Origin of the sequence: Pseudomonas baltica (genome assembly GCF_014235765.1) — a bacterium.
Taxonomy (GTDB): domain Bacteria; phylum Pseudomonadota; class Gammaproteobacteria; order Pseudomonadales; family Pseudomonadaceae; genus Aquipseudomonas; species Aquipseudomonas baltica.
The window spans coordinates 134,163-154,772 of the sequence record NZ_JACMYH010000006.1; the positions used below are offsets into that span (position 1 = coordinate 134,163).

A 20,610-nucleotide genomic window follows, 5' to 3' on the forward strand; every position below is an offset into this window, starting at 1 on the left:
CGAGATGTGCCAACCGAGAGGCTGTACGAGGATCGCGGTCAAGCCCTACTCCTACAAGAACGGATGCTTGTAGAAGATTGGGCCGCAAAACCGCATCAGAGTTGCATAAGCCGTATTCAACCGGTTCAGCTGAATCGAGCGGGGCCGCGAGATCGCTGAAGATTGCAGCTGCGTTCATAACCGATCAGTAGTGGTACCACTTCACCTCGAGCATGACTTCGTTGCGCGGCGAGCTCAAATGGCTGAACTCGCGCTGGGCGCTCAGGCGCAACCCCAAGTTGCGGGAAACTTCCCACTGCTGATTCAGACTCAGGCTGCGGCGCACTTCGCCATTGGTGAAGTAGTCACCCTTGCCCTCCAGGCTGAAATTACCCAAGGCGTTCTTCCACAGCACACCGCTGTTGAAACCCGCCGCCGGTGTGACGAACTGGGCAAAGTCATTGTTGTGTTCCACCCGCGCCGTGCCAAGGGCAAAGCCCAGCAGGTGCTCGCTCAGCTGCCATGTACCGCCGGCACCGCCGTTGACGTGGGACACCAGATTCTCGTCGCCATGCTTGCCCAGCACCCGTTCCAGGCCGCCGGTCACCTGCCAGGACAGGGGCTGCAACAGCTCGTTGCGCGGCGTCAGCGAGCGGATCGTTGCCAGGTCCAACTGCTGCAATTGCCAGTCATTGCCTTCGTACTGACGCACTTTCAAGCCCAGGATCTCGATCTGCGCGCCCAGCGGAAAGCCCTCGGCGTTGTCATTGAGGTCGTGATAGGCCATGCGCAGCCCGTACTCGGCAAACGCGGTATCACCGCGGGTACCCACCCCCGCGCTCCAGGTGCGTGACTGATGGCCATCCTCGGGCAAGCCCGGCCGGTCGATATCCAGCGGTGGCGGGGGATTGCGATTGATCGCGCGCAGCAACTGGAAACTGCGCTGGGTCCTTGCCGGATCGCGCTCTTGGCCGGTGGCCCGATAGCGCTCGAGGCGAAACGCGGCATCCTGGATCAGCGCCTGCCGTTCCTTGCCCAGCGCCTGAAAACCTTCACTGTCGATCTGCGCCGTGTCGGCAGCGATCCGCTGTACCCACTGCTGCTCGCTGCTGTCCAGCGGCTTGGCGCGTTCGAGCAACTCGCGCTCGCGAGATGCGCGATAGTCGATCTTCTCGACCAGCCCGGCAGCCTTCACCGCCTTCACCGTGTCGGTGGGAATGGCGGTCAGGGGGAATTGTGAGGTCAGGTCCAGGCCTGGCCTGGCCACCTGAAGCAGTTCGAGCAGACGATACGAGCAGTTTTCATCGAAGAAGAAATAGTCGAACTGCACCTGCTTGAGTTCCCACACATGCTCGACCATGCGCCCGGTTTCTTCCGGCGTGAGGTTGAGCCGGTACTCCCACAGGTCGCGGTTTTCCAGGCTGCGGTATTCGGAAAGCTTTTCCTGGTAGGGCACCAGGGCGAACAAGCCAGGATAGCCGCCTGCCAGGCCCTTCCAGGCGTAGAGAATGCTGTTGTCACCGCCTTCGACATAGGCGCCGAAGTTGATCGCATAGCTGAGCAGCGCAGTGTTGTTGCTTTGCACATCGGCCTGATCGATGCGCAGCAAGGTATGCCCGAACATCGACGAGGGGCTGTTGAGGTACGCCGCCGGGAATATCAGCACGGCGCTGTGGGGCGCCACGTCCGAGAACCACTTGCGGAACTCGGCGCACTCCACGGTCGGCAGGTCGTTCAGCCCGAGCTGCTCGCGCAACCAGCGGGTACGCGCTGGAAACACGCACTGCGCATGCCGGTCGCCGGTACCTGCGGGTGCATAGATAGCCTTCAGCGTGGCCTGCAGCTCGGCATCCGGATGGTGCGCGCCATCATCGGCCAGGAAGAATTTGCGGTCATCGACATAGCTGCGCCAGCCGCCGAGCTTGCCACGCTCGTAGTGGCCGACGGAAATCCAGTACGGATCGTTGGCCAACTGTTGCAGACGCTGAGCGTCGAGGTGCGGAGCGGCATGCAGCGGGGCGCACACACAGAGCGCCAGGAAGGCAAGGCGTTTGAGCATTGTCGGCAACTAGTTCGGCGAAATCGGAAAGGGGGGATGCCCGCTCCGAAAGGAGCGGGCGGGTCGAGCTTAAGCCTGGGTGGCGTATTTGGCCAGACGTGGATCGTTTTTCAGGACCGCGATGGTGTTGCTGTGTACGTCTTCAGCGGTGCTGTCGGCGCTGCTGAAGATCTGCTGGAAGTGCTCGTGGGTAACCGACTGGAAGTAGGCACGGTCTTCGGGAGCGACGCCCAGAACCACGGCATAGGTGGTCAGTGCTTCGCCTTGGCCCTTGGCCATGTCTTCGGACAGCTCGTCCATCATGCCATTCATGGCAATCCAGGATTTACCGCCATAGGTCAGTGCAGCGTTGGTGGAGCAGCCGTTGGTGCCCGAGGTCATGCCGAAGGTGGCGTTGCCCGAAGTGCCGTTGGTGGTGGAAGCCAGGAAGTGCGCCGGAGTGCCGCGCTGGCCTTCGAACAACATGTTGCCCCAACCGCAATCCGGACCGCCTGGCGCTTGTGCCATGGCATTGATCGAGACGGCGGCGAACAGAGTACCCAGCAGAATCCGTTTCATAGCGTTGTTCTCTTTTTTGATGTGCTTACCGAGGGTCTAAGTGCCTGGGGATCCAGGACGGGCCGGTTATTTGGCCAGCCGCGTAACTTGGAGTTTAGGCAAGCGTTGCAGTTCCGCACGAAATGAGTAACTTGCAGCCGTGAGCGTCCAGCCCCGCTGCAGCTTGCACCGCCGCCACAGAAGCGCCCAGAATGACCGCATCTGCCCCGCCGAAGTAAGGATGCCCGATGCCCGATTCCGTAGCTGCCAGCCTGCGTCTTGCACCCGAGGCACTGACCCGCCCGTTTTCCGCTGAACAGTTCAACTTCACCACCACCAACGACCTGGAACCCTTCCGCGGCGTCCTGGGCCAGGAGCGCGCCGTCGAGGCCTTGCAGTTCGGCGTCGCCATGCCACGCCCCGGCTACAACGTGTTCGTCATGGGCGAGCCTGGCACCGGCCGCTTCTCGTTCGTCAAACGCTACCTGAAAGCCGAGGGCAAGCGCCTGCAGACCCCGGCCGACTGGGTCTATGTGAACAACTTCGATGAGCCGCGCGAACCCCGCGCCCTCGAGCTGCCGCCCGGCAGTGCAGGTGCCTTCATCGGCGACATCGGGGGGCTCATCGACAATCTGCTGGCGACGTTTCCAGCGGTGTTCGAGCATCCGTCCTACCAGCAGCGCAAGAGCGCCATCGACCGCGCCTTCAACCAGCGCTACGACCGCGCACTGGATGTGATCGAAAAACTCTCGCTGGAAAAAGACATCGCGTTGTACCGCGACAGCAGCAACATCGCCTTCACCCCGATGCTCGACGGCAAGGCCCTGGACGAAGCCGAGTTCGCCCAGTTGCCCGAAGTCGACCGCGAGCGCTTCCATACCGATATCTCCAATCTGGAAGAGCGCCTCAACGAGGAGCTGGCCAGCCTGCCGCAGTGGAAACGCGAGTCGAGCAACCAGTTGCGTCACCTCAACGAAGAAACCATCACCCTGGCCCTGCAGCCATTGCTCGCGCCGCTGTCGGAAAAATACGCCGAGAACGCCGCGGTGTGCGGTTACCTGCAGGCCATTCAGGTCAATCTGCTCAAGACCGTGGTCGAGCAGCTGGTCGATGACAGCAAGGCCGATGCCCAGGCCCGCAAGCTGCTGGAAGAGCAGTACAGCCCCAGCCTGGTGGTCGGCCATCACCAGAGCGGTGGCGCGCCGGTGGTGTTCGAACCACACCCGACCTACGACAACCTGTTCGGCCGGATCGAATACAGCACCGATCAGGGCGCGCTCTACACCACCTACAAGCAGTTGCGCCCCGGCGCCCTGCACCGGGCCAACGGTGGCTTCCTGATTCTGGAAGCCGAGAAGATGCTGGGCGAGCCCTTCGTCTGGGACGCGCTCAAGCGCGCCTTGCAATCGCGCAAGCTGAAGATGGAATCGCCACTGGGCGAGTTCGGTCGGTTGGCCACTGTCACGCTCACGCCACAGATGATTCCGCTGCAGGTCAAGGTCATCATCATCGGCGCTCGCCAGCTGTACTACGCGTTGCAGGATCACGATCCCGACTTCCAGGAGATGTTCCGCGTCCTGGTGGACTTCGACGAAGACATCCCAATGGTCGACGAGAGCCTGGAGCAGTTCGCCCAACTGCTGAAGACGCGCACCTCGGAGGAGGGCATGGCGCCGTTGACCGGTGACGCCGTCGCGCGCCTGGCCACCTACAGTGCGCGTCTGGCGGAAAACCAGGGGCGGCTGTCGGCCCGTATCGGCGACTTGTTCCAGCTGGTCAGCGAGGCGGACTTCATCCGCCACCTGGCCAACGAAGAACGTACCGACGCCGGCCACATCGAGCGTGCGCTCAAGGCCAAGGCCACGCGCACCGGCCGGGTTTCGGCGCGCATCCTCGACGACATGCTGGCGGGCATCATCCTGATCGACACCAGCGGCGCCGCGGTCGGCAAGTGCAACGGCCTGACGGTGCTGGAAGTGGGCGACTCGGCGTTCGGTGTGCCGGCGCGCATCTCGGCCACGGTGTATCCGGGCGGCAGCGGCATCGTCGACATCGAGCGCGAGGTCAACCTGGGTCAGCCGATCCACTCCAAGGGGGTGATGATTCTCACCGGCTACCTGGGCAGTCGCTATGCACAGGAATTTCCCCTGGCCATTTCCGCCAGCATCGCCCTGGAGCAATCCTACGGATACGTGGATGGCGACAGCGCGTCGCTGGGCGAGGCCTGCACCTTGATCTCGGCGCTATCGAAAATGCCGCTCAAACAGTGCTTCGCGATCACCGGTTCCATCAACCAGTTCGGCGAAGTCCAGGCGGTGGGCGGGGTCAACGAGAAGATCGAGGGTTTCTTCCGCCTGTGCGAGGCCCGCGGCCTGACTGGCGAACAGGGCGCGATCATTCCGCAGGCCAACGTCGCCACCTTGATGCTCGACGAAAAGGTCCTGCAGGCGGTCCGCGACGGCAAGTTCCATGTCTATGCGGTGCGCCAGGCGGACGAGGCATTGAGCCTGCTGGCCGGTGAGCCAGCCGGTGAACCCGACGAGAACGGCGCGTTTCCCGAGGGCAGCATCAATGCCCGCGTGGTTGAGCGGCTGCGGGTCATCGCGGAAATGATCAGCGAGGAAGACCTCAAGGAAGCCGAGAAAGAACACGCGCTGGAAGAATTGGTCGAGGTCCGGCCAACGGTGTAGGTCTCCGAGGGGCCACCCAGCACGGGTCGGCCCCTCTGCGCCATCGTGCAGGCGTCACCCGGCCAGGGTGCGCCGTCAATTTGTGGAAAACTGACATCTGCAGGCGGCAGGCGGCTGCGACACACCGTCGCACGTCGTGCTTTGCCATGGCCGTGGCTATAATCGTCGCCAATTTCCACCACCCTGTGAGCCTCAATGGAACGCTTCATCGAAAAAACCATGTACGCCTCGCGCTGGTTGCTGGCGCCGATCTACGTTGGACTGTCCTTGGGTCTGCTGGCGCTGGCGCTGAAATTCTTCCAGGAAATCTTTCACGTCCTGCCCAACATCTTCGCCATGGCCGAATCGGAAGTGATTCTGGTGCTGCTTTCGCTCATCGACATGGCGCTGGTTGGCGGCCTTCTGGTGATGGTGATGATTTCCGGCTATGAAAACTTCGTGTCTCAGCTGGACATCGAAGAAGGCGTCGAGAAGCTCAGCTGGCTGGGCAAGATGGACTCGTCTTCGCTGAAGATGAAAGTCGCCGCTTCGATCGTGGCCATTTCGTCCATCCATTTGCTGCGCGTGTTCATGGATGCCAAGAACATCGAGCCGCAGTACCTGATGTGGTACGTGATCATCCATATGACCTTCGTCATTTCGGCGTTTGCCATGGGCTACCTGGACAAGCTGACCAAGCACTGATTGCACCTGTAGCACGGGCGCATACGGCCCGGCCTGCTGAAGTGCGGGCCTGCAGTGTGCTAGTCTGCTGGCCCTTTTATCCGGGCGCGCCCTTCATCCCCGCATGAAGATTGCGGCGCGGCCCCGCAGCGGAGCAGTGTTATGTCCGAAGTACAATTGTCGACCGACGAAACCCGCGTCAGCTATGGCATTGGCCGTCAACTGGGCGGCCAACTGCGCGACAACCCACCACCTGGTGTCAGCCTGGAAGCCATCCTGGTCGGCCTGACCGATGCGTTCCGTGGCCATGAAAGCCGTGTGAGCGAAGAAGAGCTGAACGCCAGCTTCAAGGTGATCCGCGACATCATGCAGGCCGAGCAGCAGGCGAAGGCCGAAGCTGCGGCTGGCGAAGGCAAGGCGTACCTGGCCGAAAATGCCAAGCGTGCCGAAATCACCACCACCGCCAGCGGCTTGCAGTACGAAGTGTTGAGCACAGGCGAAGGCAGCAAGCCGGCCGGTGACAGCACCGTGCGCGTTCACTACCACGGCACCCTGACCGATGGCACCGTGTTCGACAGCTCCTACAACCGTGGCGAGCCGGCCGAATTTCCGGTCAACGGTGTGATCGCTGGCTGGACCGAAGCCCTGCAACTGATGCCTGCCGGCAGCAAGTGGCGTGTCCATGTACCGAGCGAACTGGCCTACGGCGCCCAGGGCGTCGGCAGCATCCCGCCGCACAGCGTGCTGGTGTTCGACGTCGAGCTGCTCGAAGTCCTGTAACCCGCCAGTGGAAACGCGGTTCCTGTAGCAGCGGCGCAAGCCGCGTCCGGCCTCACCGCGTGCGTCCAGAAACACCGCACCCACCGCCGACGCGGCTCGCGCCGCTGCTACAGGTGCCCGGCGTGCACTGCTGACGCGGCTTGCGCCGCTGCTACAGGTGCCCGCATCTACCGCCGACGTGGCTTGCGCGCCTGCTACAGGTGCATCGCATCTACCGCCGACGCGGCTTGCGCCGCTGCTACAGGTGCACCGCATCTACCGCCGACGCGGCTTGCGCCGCTGCTACAGGTGCACCGCATCTACCGCCGACGCGGCTTGCGCCGCTGCTACAGGTGCACCGCATCTACCGCCAACGCGGCTTGCGCCGCTGCTACAGGTGCATCGCATCTACCGTCGACGCGGCTTTGCGCGGCTGCCACAGACGCCGTAATCCTGTAGCAGCGGCGCAAGCCGCGTCCGGCTTCAGCGCGGTGTATCAGTGCAACTCCCCCATTGGCCGCAGTGCCCGTGCGTAGCAGAACAAAAACAGGTTGCGCACCACTTCCTTGAGCACTCCAGGTTCGCTCGAACTCAGGCCATGCAGGTCGAGGTCGCCCTGGTCGCGTAGCTCATCCAGAGCATCCTCGCCAAGCACCGCACAGACTTCACCCGTCTCGCGATGCAGGATGCGCAGGTAGGGGTGTGGGCGGTCGAGCCAGGCGTCGATCAGATAGGTCATGGCAATTCTCCTTGAGGGCATTCAATGAGAATAATTCTTATTAATATAATAGCAAGCGACTATTTGCCTTCCGCAGGCATTGCACCCTTGGAAGTCAGGCCGGGCGCCTCGCGACGGCCCGGACCGCTGGTCGGGCGACGCCTCAGACCTTGCGCACGAACTCGGACTTGAGCTTCATCGCGCCAATGCCGTCGATCTTGCAGTCGATGTCATGGTCGCCATCGCACAGGCGGATGTTCTTGACCTTGGTGCCGACCTTGACCACCAGCGAAGAGCCTTTGACCTTGAGGTCCTTGATCACGGTAACGGTGTCGCCGTCGGCCAGGGCATTGCCCACCGAGTCCTTGATCGTCAAAGCATCGCCGTCGGCACTCTCGTAGCTCGTGGCCGACCACTCATGGCTGCATTCGGGGCAGATCAGCTGAGTGCCGTCTTCGTAGGTGTATTCGCTGTTGCATTTGGGGCAGGGCGGCAGCGTGCTCACGAGATTCCTCGGGGGTAGGGAATAAAGGCGCGCAGTATATAGGGTTTTTGCCGCAAGAGCCCATCAGCGCCAGCTGCCATGCAAGGCGCGCCTTTATGGGGAGTATGGTTCTTGCCTGGGAGCAGGGCTGCTGTGGAAGTGGGCGCTGCCCGCGAGAGCTCACCGCTCACTCACCGTAGAATCAGACACGTGTGGGAGCGGGCGCTGCCCGCGAGAGCCTACCGCTAACCCACCGTAGAATCGGACACTTGTGGGAGCGGGCTCTGCCCGCGAATGGCCCACCACCGAATCAGTGCGTACGCGCCACCGCAAATTCACTCAGCTCGACCAGGGCATCCCGGTATTGGCTGGCAGGCAGCGCCTCCAGCTGAGCAATGGCCTTGGCCACATAATCGCGTGCCAGCTGCGCGGTGTAATCCAGCGCGCCACAATCCTCGACCGCAGTGCGGATGCGTTCCAGATCCTCGATCCCGCCCTTCTGGATCGCCTGGCGGACCAGCGCTGCCTGCTCGGCGGTGCCTTCACGCATGGTATAGATCAGTGGCAAGGTCGGCTTGCCCTCGGCCAGATCGTCGCCCACGTTCTTGCCGAGGGTTTCGGCGTCGCCTCGATAATCGAGCAGATCGTCGACCAGCTGGAAAGCGACGCCCAAATGATCACCGAACGTGCGCAGCGCTTCACACTGTTCGGGGCTGGCACCGGTGAGCGCCGCGGCGCTGTGTGCCGACGCCTCGAAGAGCATCGCTGTCTTGCCGCGGATCACTTCCATGTAGATTTCTTCGGTGGTGCTGGCGTCCCGCACCTTGGACAGCTGCAGCACTTCGCCCTCGGCAATGATGCGCGTGGCGTGCGACAGAATCTTCATCACCGACATCGAGCCCAGCTCGACCATCATTTCGAACGAGCGTGAATAGAGGAAGTCGCCCACCAGCACGCTTGGCGCGTTGCCCCACTTGGCATTGGCGGTGGACCGACCACGGCGCATGCCGGACATGTCGACCACGTCGTCATGCAGCAGGGTCGAGGTGTGCAACAGCTCGATGGTGGCTGCCAGCAGACGCAGGTCGTCGCTTTGATGGCCCAATGCTTTGCCGGCGAGGAGCACCAGCAGCGGCCGCAGGCGCTTGCCCCCAGAGGAGGTGATGTAGTCGCTGATCGTCGATACCAACGGCACGCGCGAGGTCAGCTGCTGCTTGATGATCCCGTCGACGGCGCTGAAATCGTCCGCCACCGCGCGGTAGAAAGCTTGGGGTTGCATCAGCGAGAGTCGCTCCAGAAGGGTTGCGCGGCATGCTAGGACGCGGGTCGGGGTGTGTCAAGGCGCGTCCATGGCCCTGCGCGCCCGTGTGCAGGGCCGGCACGGCCCGGTATGGCCCGTGAAAGGCGTTCTGCCAGGTCCGCCAAGCCGATGAGGCGACTGGCGGCCTCTTGTCAGAGGTTCGCCGCTTGCGTACAATCGCGCACCCTGAACTTCCTGGGCAGCACCTGCCTTACGCAATTGCATTTGGGGCGTTCCAACCCATGCAGCCATGCCAGCCGACACTCTACTTATAAAGAGCTGGGTGAGCAGGATTATCGGAGAAATACCATGTCGTACGCAGTAATCGTTACCGGTGGCAAGCAATACAAGGTCGCCCCAGGTGAATACCTGAAGATCGAGAAACTGGAAATCGCCACCGGCGAATCCGTTACCTTTGATCGCGTTCTGTTGGTCGCCAATGGCGACGACGTGAACATCGGCGCTCCAGTGGTTGCCGGCGCTACCGTTGTGGCTGAAGTGATTTCCCAAGGTCGTCACGATAAGGTCCGCATCATCAAGTTCCGTCGTCGTAAGCACCACATGAAGCGCATGGGCCACCGCCAGTGGTACACCGAGATCAAAATCACCGGTATTCAGGCTTAATTTCAGCCTAATTCCTCACTAGGAGAATTGACTCATGGCACACAAAAAAGCTGGTGGTAGTACCCGTAACGGTCGCGACTCAGAAGCCAAACGCCTTGGCGTGAAGATGTATGGCGGCCAGGCTATCATCCCAGGCAACATCATCGTGCGTCAGCGCGGCACCCAGTTCCACGCTGGCTACGGCGTTGGCATGGGCAAGGATCACACCCTGTTCGCGAAAGTCGCAGGCGTGATCAAGTTCGAAGTAAAGGGCGCCTTCGGTCGTCGTTACGTGAGCGTTGTCGCAGCTTAATCGCGACGTCGCTGGAGAAGCCCTGTCTTGCGACGGGGCTTTTTCGTTTTTGGAGTGAGTCTCTTGCAAAGGTTTGCATGGGCTGTCGGTACGAGAGTCATTGACGGGTTTGCCGCGCTCATTTTCGCAAGAGCCTTACGTTTCAGTTTCATTAGCTCGTCCCTGCGGCGAGAGGCGTATTTTTCATGAAGTTTGTAGATGAAGTATCCATCCGCGTGAAAGCGGGTGACGGTGGCAACGGCTGCATGAGCTTTCGCCGCGAAAAATTCATTGAGAATGGCGGCCCCAACGGCGGCGACGGTGGCGATGGCGGCTCGATCTACATGATCGCCGACGAAAACCTCAACACCCTGGTGGACTACCGCTATACCCGGCACTTCGATGCCGAGCGCGGCGCCAACGGCGGCAGCACCGACTGCACCGGCAAGAAAGGTGAAGACATGGAGCTGCGCGTACCGGTAGGTACCACGGTGATCGATGCTTCCACGCAGGAAGTGATCGGTGACCTGGTCAAGGCCGGTCAGCGCCTGCTCGTCGCACACGGCGGCTGGCACGGTCTGGGCAACACCCGCTTCAAGTCCAGTACCAACCGCGCGCCGCGCCAGACCAGTCCGGGCAAGCCGGGTGAGCAGCGTGACCTCAAGCTGGAAATGAAAGTGCTGGCCGATGTTGGCTTGCTGGGCCTGCCCAATGCTGGCAAGAGCACCTTCATCCGCTCGGTCTCCGCGGCCAAGCCCAAGGTGGCGGACTACCCGTTCACCACATTGGTGCCGAACCTGGGTGTGGTCAGTGTCGATCGCTGGAAGAGCTTCGTGGTAGCCGACATTCCCGGTCTGATCGAAGGCGCTTCCCATGGCGCCGGCCTGGGCATTCGTTTCCTCAAGCACCTGGCGCGTACGCGCGTGCTGCTGCACCTGGTCGACATGGCGCCGCTGGATGAAACCAGTGCTGCCGATGCCGCCGAAGTGATCGTCAACGAACTGGTCAAGTTCAGTCCGTCGCTGGCCGAGCGCGAGCGCTGGCTGGTGCTCAACAAGTGCGACCAGATTCTGGAAGAAGAGCACGAAGAGCGGGTCAAGGAAATCGTCGACCGCCTGGAGTGGGAAGGTCCGGTCTACGTGATCTCGGCCATCGCCAAGGAAGGTACCGAGCGCCTGAGTCGCGACATCATGCGCTACCTTGAAGACCGTGCCGATCGCCTGGCCCGTGACCCGGCCTATGCCGATGAGCTGGCCGAGCTCGACCAGCGCATCGAAGACGAGGCTCGCGCGCAGCTGCAGGCCCTGGATGATCAGCGCGCACTGCGCCGTAGCGGCGTGAAGAGCGTCCACGACATCGGCGATGACGACGATTGGGAAGAAGAAGACGCCGAAGACGGCCCGGAAATCATCTACGTCCGCGACTAGTGCGTATGGGCGCAGGTCCGCCTCCTGTAGGAGCGGCCCGCGGCCGCGAAGGGCGCACCGCGGTGTGCTTGGCACTCCACGGTGTCTTCTTCGCAGCCGATGACCGCTCCCACAGTGATCTCCAGTGTTAAACTAAGCGCCGCTCACCATGAGCGGCGTTTTTGTTTTTCTACCGGGCAAAGGTTGGCAGATGATGCGGAGCAAGGTGACGGGTGCGCAGCGTTGGGTCGTGAAGATCGGCAGTGCGCTGCTGACCGCGGACGGCAAGGGTCTGGATCGCGCGGCGATGAGTGTCTGGGTCGAGCAGATGGTTGCTTTGCACAATGCCGGGGTCGAGCTGGTGCTGGTCTCTTCGGGGGCTGTAGCGGCCGGCATGAGTCGTCTTGGATGGGTCAAGCGCCCCAGTGGCATGCACGAGCTGCAGGCTGCCGCCGCCATCGGCCAGATGGGGCTGGTACAGGCCTGGGAGTCTAGCTTTGCCGAGCATGGCCGGCACACCGCGCAGATCCTGCTGACCCACGACGATCTCTCCGATCGCAAGCGCTACCTCAATGCGCGCAGTACCCTGCGGACCCTGGTCGAGCTGGGCGTGGTGCCGGTCATCAATGAAAACGATACCGTGGTCACCGACGAAATCCGCTTCGGCGACAACGACACCCTGGCGGCCTTGGTGGCCAACCTGGTGGAGGCGGACCTGCTGGTGATCCTCACCGATCGCGACGGCATGTTCGATGCCGATCCGCGCACCAACCCCGATGCACAATTGATCTTCGAAGCGCGTGCCGACGACCCATCGCTGGATGCGGTTGCCGGCGGTACCGGCGGCGCGCTGGGGCGTGGCGGCATGCAGACCAAGCTGCGCGCCGCACGCCTGGCGGCTCGCTCCGGGGCGCATACGGTGATCGTCGGTGGCCGTATCGAGCGCGTGCTCGATCGGCTCAAGGCCGGCGAGCGCCTGGGTACGCTGCTGTCGCCCGAGCGTGAAATGCTCGCCGCGCGCAAGCAATGGCTGGCCGGACACTTGCAGACCCGCGGCACCCTGGTACTCGACGAAGGGGCCGTGCAAGCCCTGACCGGTGGCCACAAGAGCCTGCTGCCGGTGGGCGTGAAAGTGGTTCAGGGCAGTTTTCGGCGGGGTGAAATGGTGGTGTGCGTGGCGCCCGATGGTCGCGAGATCGCACGCGGCCTGGCCAACTACAGTGCGCTGGAAGCCCAGAAAATCATTGGTCAGTCGTCGGACGTTATCGAGCGCTTGCTGGGCTATATGGCCGAGCCCGAGCTGGTGCACCGCGACAACCTGATCCTCGTTTGATCCCTACAGGAACGTTTCGATGAAAGTGCTCAAAGCCCTCGCGGCTGCCATGTTGTGCCTGCCGATGCTGGCGAGTGCCGAGGAAATCGGCCAGGTGTCCACGGTGTTCAAGGTTGTCGGCCCCAACGATCGCATCGTCGTCGAGGCGTTCGATGATCCCAAGGTGCCTGGCGTGACCTGTTATCTGTCGCGCGCCAAGACGGGCGGAGTGAAGGGTGGCCTGGGCCTGGCCGAAGACCGTGCGGAAGCATCCATCGCTTGCCGCCAGGTCGGGCCGATCCAGCTGCCGGGCAACTTGAAGGAGGGCGAGGAAGTATTCAAGGAGCGCACCTCGCTGGTGTTCAAGACCATGCAGGTGGTCCGTTTCCACGACAAAAAGCGCAACGCCCTGGTGTATCTGGTCTACAGCGACCGCATGATCGAAGGCAGCCCGCAAAACGCCGTGACCGCCATCCCCATCCGCCCCTGGACCGAATAACCGCGTTGCACCCTTCGCGGCCGATGACCGCTCCTACGGAAGAAATGCATAGCCCACCGTAGGAGCGGTCATCGGCCGCGAAAACGGCGCCGCGGTGTGTCAGGTAAGCCGCGTCGCACCCTTCGCGGCCACGGACCGCTCCTACGGAAGACATGCATGGCCCACCGTAGGAGCGGTCATCGGCCGCGAAAAAGGCACTGCGGTGTGTCAGGTAAGCCGCGTTGCACCCTTTGCGGCCGATGACCGCTCCTACGGAAGAAATGCATAGCCCACCGTAGGAGCGGTCATCGGCCGCGAAAACGGCGCCTCGATACCGGCACATTCACACAGGCACAAAAAAGCCGACCCTGGGGTCGGCTTTTTCTACATCGTACAGCTGATCAGGCAGCAGCAGCCTGGTTCAGTGCTTTGATGTGGCCGTTCAGACGGCCCTTGTGGCGAGCAGCCTTGTTCTTGTGGATGATGCCTTTATCGGCCATACGGTCGATAACTGGCACGGCCAGAACGTAAGCAGCTTGTGCTTTTTCTGCGTCTTTTGCGTCGATGGCTTTGACTACATTCTTGATGTAGGTGCGAACCATGGAACGCAGGCTGGCGTTGTGGCTGCGACGCTTCTCAGCCTGTTTTGCACGTTTTTTGGCGGAAGGTGAGTTGGCCACCGTCGAGCTCCTCGAAAGACTTTTTGAAATAGCAAACAAATAAGGCCGCGAATCATGCCCATCAACGAGTTGGTTGTCAAGGGTACGTGAGACGATCCGCTAAGTGGTTGGTCGGGTGTCGAAGTGATTCACTTCTGGCCCGCGACCTGTACACTCGCGAAGTTCTGGCTCTGCCTGCTGATGCGGCGCGGAGTATCGCACACCTGGGCCGGATATGGGCCTGCTCTTCGTCAACGGGCATGAAAAACTTTCGATGAACCTACTTAAATCCCTGGCCGCGGTCAGCTCCATCACCATGGTTTCGCGGGTGTTGGGCTTCGTCCGCGACACCATCATTGCGCGCATTTTCGGCGCCGGCATGGCCACCGATGCCTTCTTCATCGCTTTCAAGCTGCCCAACCTGCTGCGCCGGATCTTCGCCGAAGGCGCCTTCTCCCAGGCGTTCGTGCCCATTCTCGCCGAGTACAAGAGCCAGCAGGGCGAGGAGGCCACGCGTACCTTCATTGCCTACGTCGCCGGCCTGCTGACCCTCGCACTGGCGCTGGTGACGGTGGCCGGGATACTCGCTGCGCCGTGGGTGATCTGGGCAACCGCTCCGGGTTTTGCCGATACCCCGGAGAAATTCGCGCTCACCAGCGATCTGTTGCGGGTGACCTTTCCTTATATATTGCTGATTTCGCTGTCGTCCTTCGTCGGTGCCATCCTCAACACCTACAACCGCTTCTCGGTTCCAGCTTTCACGCCCACGCTGCTGAACGTGTCGATGATCCTGTTTGCCCTGTTCCTCACGCCCTATTTCGATCCGCCGGTCATGGCGCTCGGCTGGGCCGTGCTGGTGGGTGGGTTGGCGCAATTGCTCTATCAACTGCCGCATCTGAAAAAGCTCGGCCTGCTGGTGCTGCCACGCCTGAGCCTGCGCGATACCGGTGCCCTGCGGGTGATGAAGCAGATGCTGCCGGCAATCCTCGGCGTATCGGTGAGCCAGATTTCGCTGATCATCAATACCGTGTTCGCCTCGTTCCTGGTGGCCGGCTCGGTGTCCTGGATGTACTACGCCGACCGCCTGATGGAGCTGCCGTCGGGGGTATTGGGCGTAGCCTTGGGCACGATCCTCCTGCCGACCCTGGCCAAGACCTACGCCAACAGGGACCGCCATGAATACTCGCGCATCCTCGACTGGGGGCTGCGCCTGTGTTTCGTGCTGGTCCTGCCGTGCGCGGTGGCCCTGGCGTTGCTCGCCGAGCCCTTGACCGTGGCGTTGTTCCAGTACGGCAAGTTCACCGCGCTGGATGCGGCCATGACCCAGCGCGCGCTGATCGCCTATTCCATCGGCCTGCTGGGGATCATTCTGATCAAGGTGCTGGCGCCCGGGTTCTACGCCCAGCAGAACATTCGCACGCCGGTGAAGATCGCCATCTTCACTCTGGTGGCGACACAGGTTTTCAACCTGATGTTCATCAGCCATCTGCAGCACGCAGGCCTGGCGCTGGCCATCAGCCTGGGCGCCTGCCTGAACGCCGGGTTGCTGTACTGGAAGCTGCGTCAGCAGGACCTGTTCCAGCCGCAGCCGGGCTGGACCGCCTTTCTGTGCAAATTGGGCGTGGCCGTGCTGGCCATGGCCGCTGCCTTGCTGGTGCTGCTGCAGTACATGCCGGCCTGGGCCGACGGGCAGATGCTCGAGCGCTTCCTGCGCCTGGGGCTTTTGGTGTTGACAGGCGTGCTAGTGTATTTCGGAATGTTGTTGGCCATGGGCTTCCGCCTCAAGGACTTCGCTCGCCGCGGGCTGGCGTGATCCTCGAGCGCACTGGCTGCCCTTGGCCGCGAGCGGTTTTATGCGTCAGCGAACATCCATGCACGCTGTTGCCTGTCGTCGACGCGTGGGTATGGTTATAATCGACCACTTTATGAGCAAGAAGCGCGTTATGCAGCTGGTTCGAGGCCTTCACAATCTGCGGCCCCAGCATCGGGGCTGCGCCGCCACCATTGGCAATTTCGACGGTGTCCATCGTGGCCACCAGGCTATTTTGGCCCGGCTGCGCGAGCGTGCCCGCGAGTTGGGCGTGCCCAGTTGTGTGGTCATCTTCGAGCCCCAGCCGCGCGAATACTTCAGCCCGCAGACCGCGCCGGCACGTCTGGCCCGGCTGCGCGACAAAGTGCAGCTGCTGGCTGCGGAACAGGTCGATCTGGTGCTGTGCCTGGCTTTCAACAAGCGCCTGAGCCAGCTCAGTGCATCGGAGTTCGTCGACACCATCCTGATCGACGGCCTGGGCGTGAAACATCTGGAGGTTGGTGACGACTTCCGCTTCGGCTGCGACCGGGCAGGGGACTTCGATTTCCTGACCCAGGCCGGCAGCCTCCAGGGCTTTACCGTCGAGTCGGCGCAGACCGTCGAAATGGACGGCGTCCGCGTCAGCAGCACCCAGGTCCGCAAGGCTCTGGCTGCGGCCGACTTCGAACGTGCCGGGCAGTTGCTCGGCCGGCCCTTCTGCATCGAAGGAAGGGTCCTGCATGGGCAGAAGCTGGCCCGCCAACTGGGCTGGCCCACTGCCAATGTGCAACTCAAGCGCCGTCGTGCGCCGCTCACCGGGGTATACCTGGTAAGTGTCGACATCGACGGCAAGACCTGGCCAGGAGTCGCCAACATAGGCGTGCGGCCAACCGTTGCAGGTGATGGCAGTGCCCACCTGGAAGTGCATTTGCTGGACTTTGCCGGTGACCTCTATGGCCGGCATTTAACGGTGGCGTTCCACCACAAGCTGCGTGATGAGCAGCGTTTCGCCTCGCTTGAGGCGCTGAAGTCGGCGATCGATGCGGATGTCGCCGCCGCGCGTGCCCACTGGGCCAAGCCAACCGCTTAAATTGAAGAGCCTGAAATGACCGACTACAAAGCCACGCTAAACCTTCCGGACACCGCCTTCCCAATGAAGGCCGGCCTGCCCCAGCGCGAGCCGCAAACTCTGCAGCGCTGGGACAGCATTGGCCTGTACCAGAAGCTTCGCGAGATTGGCAAGGACCGTCCCAAGTTCGTCCTGCACGACGGCCCGCCCTATGCCAACGGCAATATCCACATCGGTCACGCGGTCAACAAGATCCTCAAGGACATGATCACCCGTTCCAAGACTCTGGCCGGCTTCGATGCGCCGTACGTGCCGGGATGGGACTGTCATGGCCTGCCGATCGAGCACAAGGTCGAAGTCACCCACGGCAAGAACCTGGGCGGCGACAAGACCCGCGAACTGTGCCGCGCCTATGCCACCGAGCAGATCGAAGGGCAGAAGGCCGAGTTCATCCGTTTGGGCGTGCTGGGCGACTGGGCCAACCCGTACAAGACCATGAGCTTCCCCAACGAGGCCGGCGAGATCCGTGCCCTGGCCGAAATGGTCCGCAACGGCTTCGTGTTCAAGGGCCTCAAGCCGGTGAACTGGTGCTTCGATTGCGGCTCGGCCCTGGCCGAGGCCGAGGTCGAGTACGCCGACAAGAAGTCGCCGACCATCGACGTCGCTTTCCCGATCGCCGACCAGCAGGCCCTGGCCGACGCCTTCGGCCTGCCCGGCCTGGAGAAGCCGGCCAGCATCGTGATCTGGACCACCACCCCGTGGACCATCCCGGCCAACCAGGCGCTCAACGTCCATCCAGAATTCACCTACGCCCTGGTCGACGTCGGTGATCGCCTGCTGGTGCTCGCCGAAGAACTGGTCGAGAGCTGCCTGGCGCGCTACAGCCTGCAAGGTACGGTGCTCGCCACTACCGTGGGTGCCAAGCTCGAGCTGATCAACTTCCGACATCCGTTCTATGACCGCCTGTCGCCGGTGTACCTGGCCGACTACGTCGAACTGGGCGCGGGCACCGGTGTGGTTCACTGCTCGCCTGCCTATGGCGTGGACGACTTCAACATCTGCAAGCAGTACGGCCTGACCAACGACGACATCATCGGCCCGGTGCAGAGCAATGGCGTGTATGTCGAATCGCTGCCGTTCTTCGGCGGCCAGTTCATCTTCAAGGCCAACCCGAACATCGTCGACAAGCTGACCGAAGTCGGTGCGTTGATGCACACCGAAGTGGTCAGTCACAGCTACATGCATTGCTGGCGGCACAAGACCCCGCTGATCTACCGCGCCACCGCGCAGTGGTTCGTCGGCATGGACAAGCCTCCCGTCGAAGGCGATACCCTGCGCGAGCGCGCGGTGAAAGCCATCGAGGAAACCAAGTTCGTCCCGGCCTGGGGCCAGGCACGCCTGCACTCGATGATCGCCAACCGTCCCGACTGGTGCATCTCGCGCCAGCGCAACTGGGGCGTGCCGATTCCGTTCTTCCTCGACAAGGCCACCGGTGAACTGCACCCGCGTACCGTCGAGCTGATGGAAGAGGTGGCCAAGCGCGTCGAAGTCGAAGGCATCGAAGCCTGGTTCAAGATGGACGTCGCCGAGCTGCTGGGCGATGACGCCGCCAACTACGACAAGATCAGCGACACGCTGGACGTCTGGTTCGACTCGGGCACCACCCACTGGCACGTGCTGCGCGGCTCGCACCCGATGGGCCACGAAAGCGGCCCGCGTGCCGACCTGTACCTGGAAGGTTCGGACCAGCACCGCGGCTGGTTCCACTCTTCGCTGCTGACCGGCTGCGCCATCGACAACCATGCGCCGTATCGCGAGCTGCTGACCCACGGTTTCACCGTGGACGAAAACGGCCGCAAGATGTCCAAGTCGCTGGGCAACGTCATCGCCCCGCAGAAGGTCAACGACACCTTGGGTGCCGACATCATGCGGCTGTGGGTTTCGGCCACCGACTATTCGGGCGAAATGGCCGTGTCGGACACCATCCTGCAACGCAGTGCCGACGCTTACCGTCGCATCCGCAACACGGCGCGCTTCCTGCTCTCCAACCTCAGCGGCTTCAACCCGGCCACCGACCTGCTGCCGGCCGATCAGATGATCGCCCTGGACCGCTGGGCCGTCGACCGGGCGCTGCTGCTGCAACGCGAGCTGGAAGAGCACTACGGCGAATATCGCTTCTGGAACGTCTACTCCAAGGTGCACAACTTCTGCGTGCAGGAGCTGGGCGGCTTCTATCTGGACATCATCAAGGATCGCCAGTACACCACCGGGGCCAACAGCGTTGCCCGGCGTTCGTGCCAGACCGCGCTGTACCACATCAGCGAGGCGCTGGTGCGTTGGATCGCGCCGATCCTGGCGTTCACCGCCGACGAGCTGTGGCAGTACCTGCCGGGCGAGCGCAACGAGTCGGTGATGCTCAACACCTGGTACCAGGGCCTGAGCGAGTTGCCCGAGGGCTTCGAGCTGGATCGCGCCTACTGGGAACGCGTGATGGCGGTGAAGACCGCAGTCAACAAGGAAATGGAAAACCTGCGCGCCGCCAAGGCCATCGGCGGCAACCTGCAGGCCGAAGTGACCCTGTACAGCGAAGACGCCTTGAACACCGACCTGGCCAAGCTTGGCAACGAGCTGCGCTTCGTGCTGATCACCTCGGGTGCCACCTTGGCACCATTCGCCCAGGCTCCGGCCGATGCGGTGGTCACCGAGGTCGCCGGACTGAAGCTCAAGGTGGTCAAGTCTAGTGGCGTGAAGTGCGCGCGTTGCTGGCACTTCCGTGACGACGTAGGCGTGGACCCCGAGCATCCGGAAATCTGTGGGCGCTGCGTCGACAACATCAGCGGTGACGGCGAGGTGCGCCACTATGCCTGATTCGTCGGCGTCCTTCGGTCGCTACGGCCACTTGAAGTGGCTGTGGCTCAGCGTGTTGGTGATGGTGCTGGACCAGGCCACCAAGTTCTATTTCGACGGCACCCTGCAGATGTACGAGCAGATCGTGGTCATTCCCGACCTGCTCAGCTGGACCCTGGCCTACAACACCGGCGCCGCCTTCAGCTTCCTGGCCGACAGTGGCGGCTGGCAGCGCTGGCTGTTCACCCTGATCGCCGTGGTGGTCAGCGTGGTGCTGGTGGTCTGGCTCAAGCGCCTGGGGCGCAGCGACACCTGGCTGGCGATAGCGCTGGCCCTGGTGCTGGGCGGCGCGGTCGGCAACCTGTTCGACCGTGTCGTGCTCGGCCATGTGGTCGACTTCATTCTGGTGCATTGGCAGGATCGCTGGCGGTTCCCGGCGTTCAACCTGGCCGACAGCGCCATCACCGTCGGTGCGATCATGCTGGCGTTGGATATGTTCAAGAGCAAGAAAACCGGAGAAGCGGTGAATGACTGAGCAGCGCATCAGGGAAAACACTGAAGTGACCTTGCACTTCGCCCTGCACCTGGAAAACGGCGACACCGTCGACAGCACGTTCGACAAGTCGCCAGCGACCTTCAAGGTCGGCGATGGCAACCTGTTGCCGGGTTTCGAAGCCGCCTTGTTCGGCTTCAAGGCCGGCGACCGACGGACCGTGAAGGTGCTGCCGGAAAACGCTTTCGGCCAGCCCAATCCGCAGAACGTGCAAGTCATGCCGGCCTCGCAGTTCGCGAACATGGAGCTGTCCGAAGGGTTGCTGGTGATCTTCAACGACGCGGCCAACACCGAGCTTCCGGGCGTGGTGAAAGCATTCGACGACAACGAAGTGACGGTAGACTTCAACCACCCGTTGGCAGGCAAGACCCTGACCTTCGAGGTGGAAATTCTTTCGGTCACCGCCCTTTAAG

Annotated in this window: 19 protein-coding genes; 13 read left to right on the forward strand and 6 right to left on the reverse strand. The window is 62.4% G+C overall.

The genetic code is table 11. The annotated features are described in order from the left end of the window. Positions 1-184 precede the first annotated feature (184 nt). Together H7993_RS17920 and H7993_RS17925 are read right to left on the reverse strand one after the other, a co-directional pair. Positions 185-2,038 carry an Lnb N-terminal periplasmic domain-containing protein gene (locus H7993_RS17920; protein ID WP_185795203.1) on the reverse strand — a complete coding sequence of 618 codons (1,854 nt, stop codon included), beginning with the start codon at positions 2,036-2,038 and terminating at the stop codon, positions 185-187. A 69-nt stretch (positions 2,039-2,107) separates the two neighbouring features. Further along, positions 2,108-2,596 carry a DUF3015 domain-containing protein gene (locus H7993_RS17925; RefSeq protein ID WP_043192793.1) on the reverse strand — a complete coding sequence of 163 codons (489 nt, stop codon included), beginning with the start codon at positions 2,594-2,596 and terminating at the stop codon, positions 2,108-2,110. A 227-nt stretch (positions 2,597-2,823) separates the two neighbouring features. Here H7993_RS17925 and H7993_RS17930 point away from each other — a divergent pair, with 227 nt between their 5' ends. From H7993_RS17930 to bamJ, 3 genes are all read left to right on the forward strand, one after another. Next, a complete protein-coding gene (locus tag H7993_RS17930; RefSeq protein WP_185795204.1) occupies positions 2,824-5,265 on the forward strand; it encodes a Lon protease family protein in 2,442 nt (813 codons plus the stop codon). Positions 5,266-5,460: 195 nt separating this feature from the next. Next, positions 5,461-5,949: a TIGR00645 family protein gene (locus tag H7993_RS17935; protein WP_043192796.1), complete on the forward strand. Its 489-nt coding sequence runs from the start codon at positions 5,461-5,463 to the stop codon at positions 5,947-5,949. A gap of 141 nt (positions 5,950-6,090) precedes the next feature. Then, a complete protein-coding gene (bamJ, locus tag H7993_RS17940; protein WP_122475340.1) occupies positions 6,091-6,708 on the forward strand; it encodes a BamJ family beta-barrel-assembly machinery protein in 618 nt (205 codons plus the stop codon). A gap of 475 nt (positions 6,709-7,183) precedes the next feature. On the opposite strand, the gene H7993_RS17945 is transcribed toward bamJ, so the two are convergent. The 3 genes from H7993_RS17945 to H7993_RS17955 all read right to left on the reverse strand — a co-directional run bounded on the left by H7993_RS17945 (position 7,184) and on the right by H7993_RS17955 (position 9,168). Continuing rightward, the gene (locus H7993_RS17945; protein ID WP_122475338.1) at positions 7,184-7,426 is read right to left on the reverse strand and encodes a PA4570 family protein; all 243 of its coding nucleotides are present in this window, start codon (positions 7,424-7,426) and stop codon (positions 7,184-7,186) included. A gap of 142 nt (positions 7,427-7,568) precedes the next feature. Continuing rightward, entirely contained in the window at positions 7,569-7,910 is a 342-nt protein-coding gene (locus tag H7993_RS17950) for a zinc ribbon domain-containing protein YjdM (protein WP_185795205.1), read from the reverse strand. A 289-nt stretch (positions 7,911-8,199) separates the two neighbouring features. Continuing rightward, positions 8,200-9,168, reverse strand: coding sequence for a polyprenyl synthetase family protein (locus tag H7993_RS17955; RefSeq protein WP_185795206.1), 969 nt, complete (start codon positions 9,166-9,168; stop codon positions 8,200-8,202). Between the two features lie 330 nt (positions 9,169-9,498). Here H7993_RS17955 and rplU point away from each other — a divergent pair, with 330 nt between their 5' ends. The 5 genes from rplU (at position 9,499) to H7993_RS17980 (ending at position 13,301) form a co-directional block, all read left to right on the forward strand. After that, on the forward strand, positions 9,499-9,813 hold the full coding sequence (gene rplU / locus H7993_RS17960; RefSeq protein WP_003176051.1) for a 50S ribosomal protein L21: 315 nt from the start codon (positions 9,499-9,501) through the stop codon (positions 9,811-9,813). Positions 9,814-9,847: 34 nt separating this feature from the next. Then, on the forward strand, positions 9,848-10,105 hold the full coding sequence (gene rpmA / locus H7993_RS17965) for a 50S ribosomal protein L27 (RefSeq protein ID WP_008371588.1): 258 nt from the start codon (positions 9,848-9,850) through the stop codon (positions 10,103-10,105). 185 nt (positions 10,106-10,290) lie between these two features. Next, positions 10,291-11,511 (forward strand): Obg family GTPase CgtA, encoded by a 1,221-nt coding sequence (gene cgtA / locus H7993_RS17970; protein WP_043192803.1) that lies wholly within the window; start codon positions 10,291-10,293, stop codon positions 11,509-11,511. A gap of 193 nt (positions 11,512-11,704) precedes the next feature. Next, positions 11,705-12,823: a glutamate 5-kinase gene (gene proB, locus H7993_RS17975; RefSeq protein ID WP_122475717.1), complete on the forward strand. Its 1,119-nt coding sequence runs from the start codon at positions 11,705-11,707 to the stop codon at positions 12,821-12,823. 19 nt (positions 12,824-12,842) lie between these two features. Further along, complete coding sequence (locus H7993_RS17980; RefSeq protein ID WP_122475332.1) at positions 12,843-13,301, forward strand: CreA family protein; 459 nt, start codon at positions 12,843-12,845, stop codon at positions 13,299-13,301. Positions 13,302-13,681: 380 nt separating this feature from the next. Here H7993_RS17980 and rpsT read toward each other — a convergent pair whose 3' ends face one another. Next, complete coding sequence (gene rpsT, locus H7993_RS17985; protein ID WP_043192805.1) at positions 13,682-13,960, reverse strand: 30S ribosomal protein S20; 279 nt, start codon at positions 13,958-13,960, stop codon at positions 13,682-13,684. Between the two features lie 253 nt (positions 13,961-14,213). On the opposite strand from rpsT, the gene murJ reads away from it, so the two are divergent. From murJ to fkpB, 5 genes are all read left to right on the forward strand, one after another. Beyond that, a complete protein-coding gene (murJ, locus tag H7993_RS17990) occupies positions 14,214-15,752 on the forward strand; it encodes a murein biosynthesis integral membrane protein MurJ (protein ID WP_185795207.1) in 1,539 nt (512 codons plus the stop codon). A gap of 130 nt (positions 15,753-15,882) precedes the next feature. Continuing rightward, positions 15,883-16,818, forward strand: coding sequence for a bifunctional riboflavin kinase/FAD synthetase (ribF, locus tag H7993_RS17995; RefSeq protein WP_122475330.1), 936 nt, complete (start codon positions 15,883-15,885; stop codon positions 16,816-16,818). A gap of 15 nt (positions 16,819-16,833) precedes the next feature. Beyond that, positions 16,834-19,665: an isoleucine--tRNA ligase gene (gene ileS, locus H7993_RS18000; protein WP_185795208.1), complete on the forward strand. Its 2,832-nt coding sequence runs from the start codon at positions 16,834-16,836 to the stop codon at positions 19,663-19,665. Beyond that, positions 19,658-20,179: a signal peptidase II gene (gene lspA, locus H7993_RS18005; RefSeq protein WP_122475327.1), complete on the forward strand. Its 522-nt coding sequence runs from the start codon at positions 19,658-19,660 to the stop codon at positions 20,177-20,179. The genes ileS and lspA overlap by 8 nt, the downstream gene beginning before the upstream one ends. Beyond that, entirely contained in the window at positions 20,172-20,609 is a 438-nt protein-coding gene (gene fkpB, locus H7993_RS18010; protein ID WP_122475325.1) for an FKBP-type peptidyl-prolyl cis-trans isomerase, read from the forward strand. The genes lspA and fkpB overlap by 8 nt, the downstream gene beginning before the upstream one ends. The last annotated feature ends 1 nt before the right edge of the window (position 20,610 follow it).

Coding starts and splice junctions, on each gene's coding strand:
- H7993_RS17920 (WP_185795203.1), bottom strand. CDS start 2,038: ATGCTCAAACGCCTTGCCTTCCTGGCGCTCTGTGTGTGCGCCCCGCTG.
- H7993_RS17925 (WP_043192793.1), bottom strand. CDS start 2,596: ATGAAACGGATTCTGCTGGGTACTCTGTTCGCCGCCGTCTCGATCAAT.
- H7993_RS17930 (WP_185795204.1), top strand. CDS start 2,824: ATGCCCGATTCCGTAGCTGCCAGCCTGCGTCTTGCACCCGAGGCACTG.
- H7993_RS17935 (WP_043192796.1), top strand. CDS start 5,461: ATGGAACGCTTCATCGAAAAAACCATGTACGCCTCGCGCTGGTTGCTG.
- bamJ (WP_122475340.1), top strand. CDS start 6,091: ATGTCCGAAGTACAATTGTCGACCGACGAAACCCGCGTCAGCTATGGC.
- H7993_RS17945 (WP_122475338.1), bottom strand. CDS start 7,426: ATGACCTATCTGATCGACGCCTGGCTCGACCGCCCACACCCCTACCTG.
- H7993_RS17955 (WP_185795206.1), bottom strand. CDS start 9,168: ATGCAACCCCAAGCTTTCTACCGCGCGGTGGCGGACGATTTCAGCGCC.
- rplU (WP_003176051.1), top strand. CDS start 9,499: ATGTCGTACGCAGTAATCGTTACCGGTGGCAAGCAATACAAGGTCGCC.
- rpmA (WP_008371588.1), top strand. CDS start 9,848: ATGGCACACAAAAAAGCTGGTGGTAGTACCCGTAACGGTCGCGACTCA.
- cgtA (WP_043192803.1), top strand. CDS start 10,291: ATGAAGTTTGTAGATGAAGTATCCATCCGCGTGAAAGCGGGTGACGGT.
- proB (WP_122475717.1), top strand. CDS start 11,705: ATGCGGAGCAAGGTGACGGGTGCGCAGCGTTGGGTCGTGAAGATCGGC.
- H7993_RS17980 (WP_122475332.1), top strand. CDS start 12,843: ATGAAAGTGCTCAAAGCCCTCGCGGCTGCCATGTTGTGCCTGCCGATG.
- murJ (WP_185795207.1), top strand. CDS start 14,214: ATGAACCTACTTAAATCCCTGGCCGCGGTCAGCTCCATCACCATGGTT.
- ribF (WP_122475330.1), top strand. CDS start 15,883: ATGCAGCTGGTTCGAGGCCTTCACAATCTGCGGCCCCAGCATCGGGGC.
- ileS (WP_185795208.1), top strand. CDS start 16,834: ATGACCGACTACAAAGCCACGCTAAACCTTCCGGACACCGCCTTCCCA.
- lspA (WP_122475327.1), top strand. CDS start 19,658: ATGCCTGATTCGTCGGCGTCCTTCGGTCGCTACGGCCACTTGAAGTGG.
- fkpB (WP_122475325.1), top strand. CDS start 20,172: ATGACTGAGCAGCGCATCAGGGAAAACACTGAAGTGACCTTGCACTTC.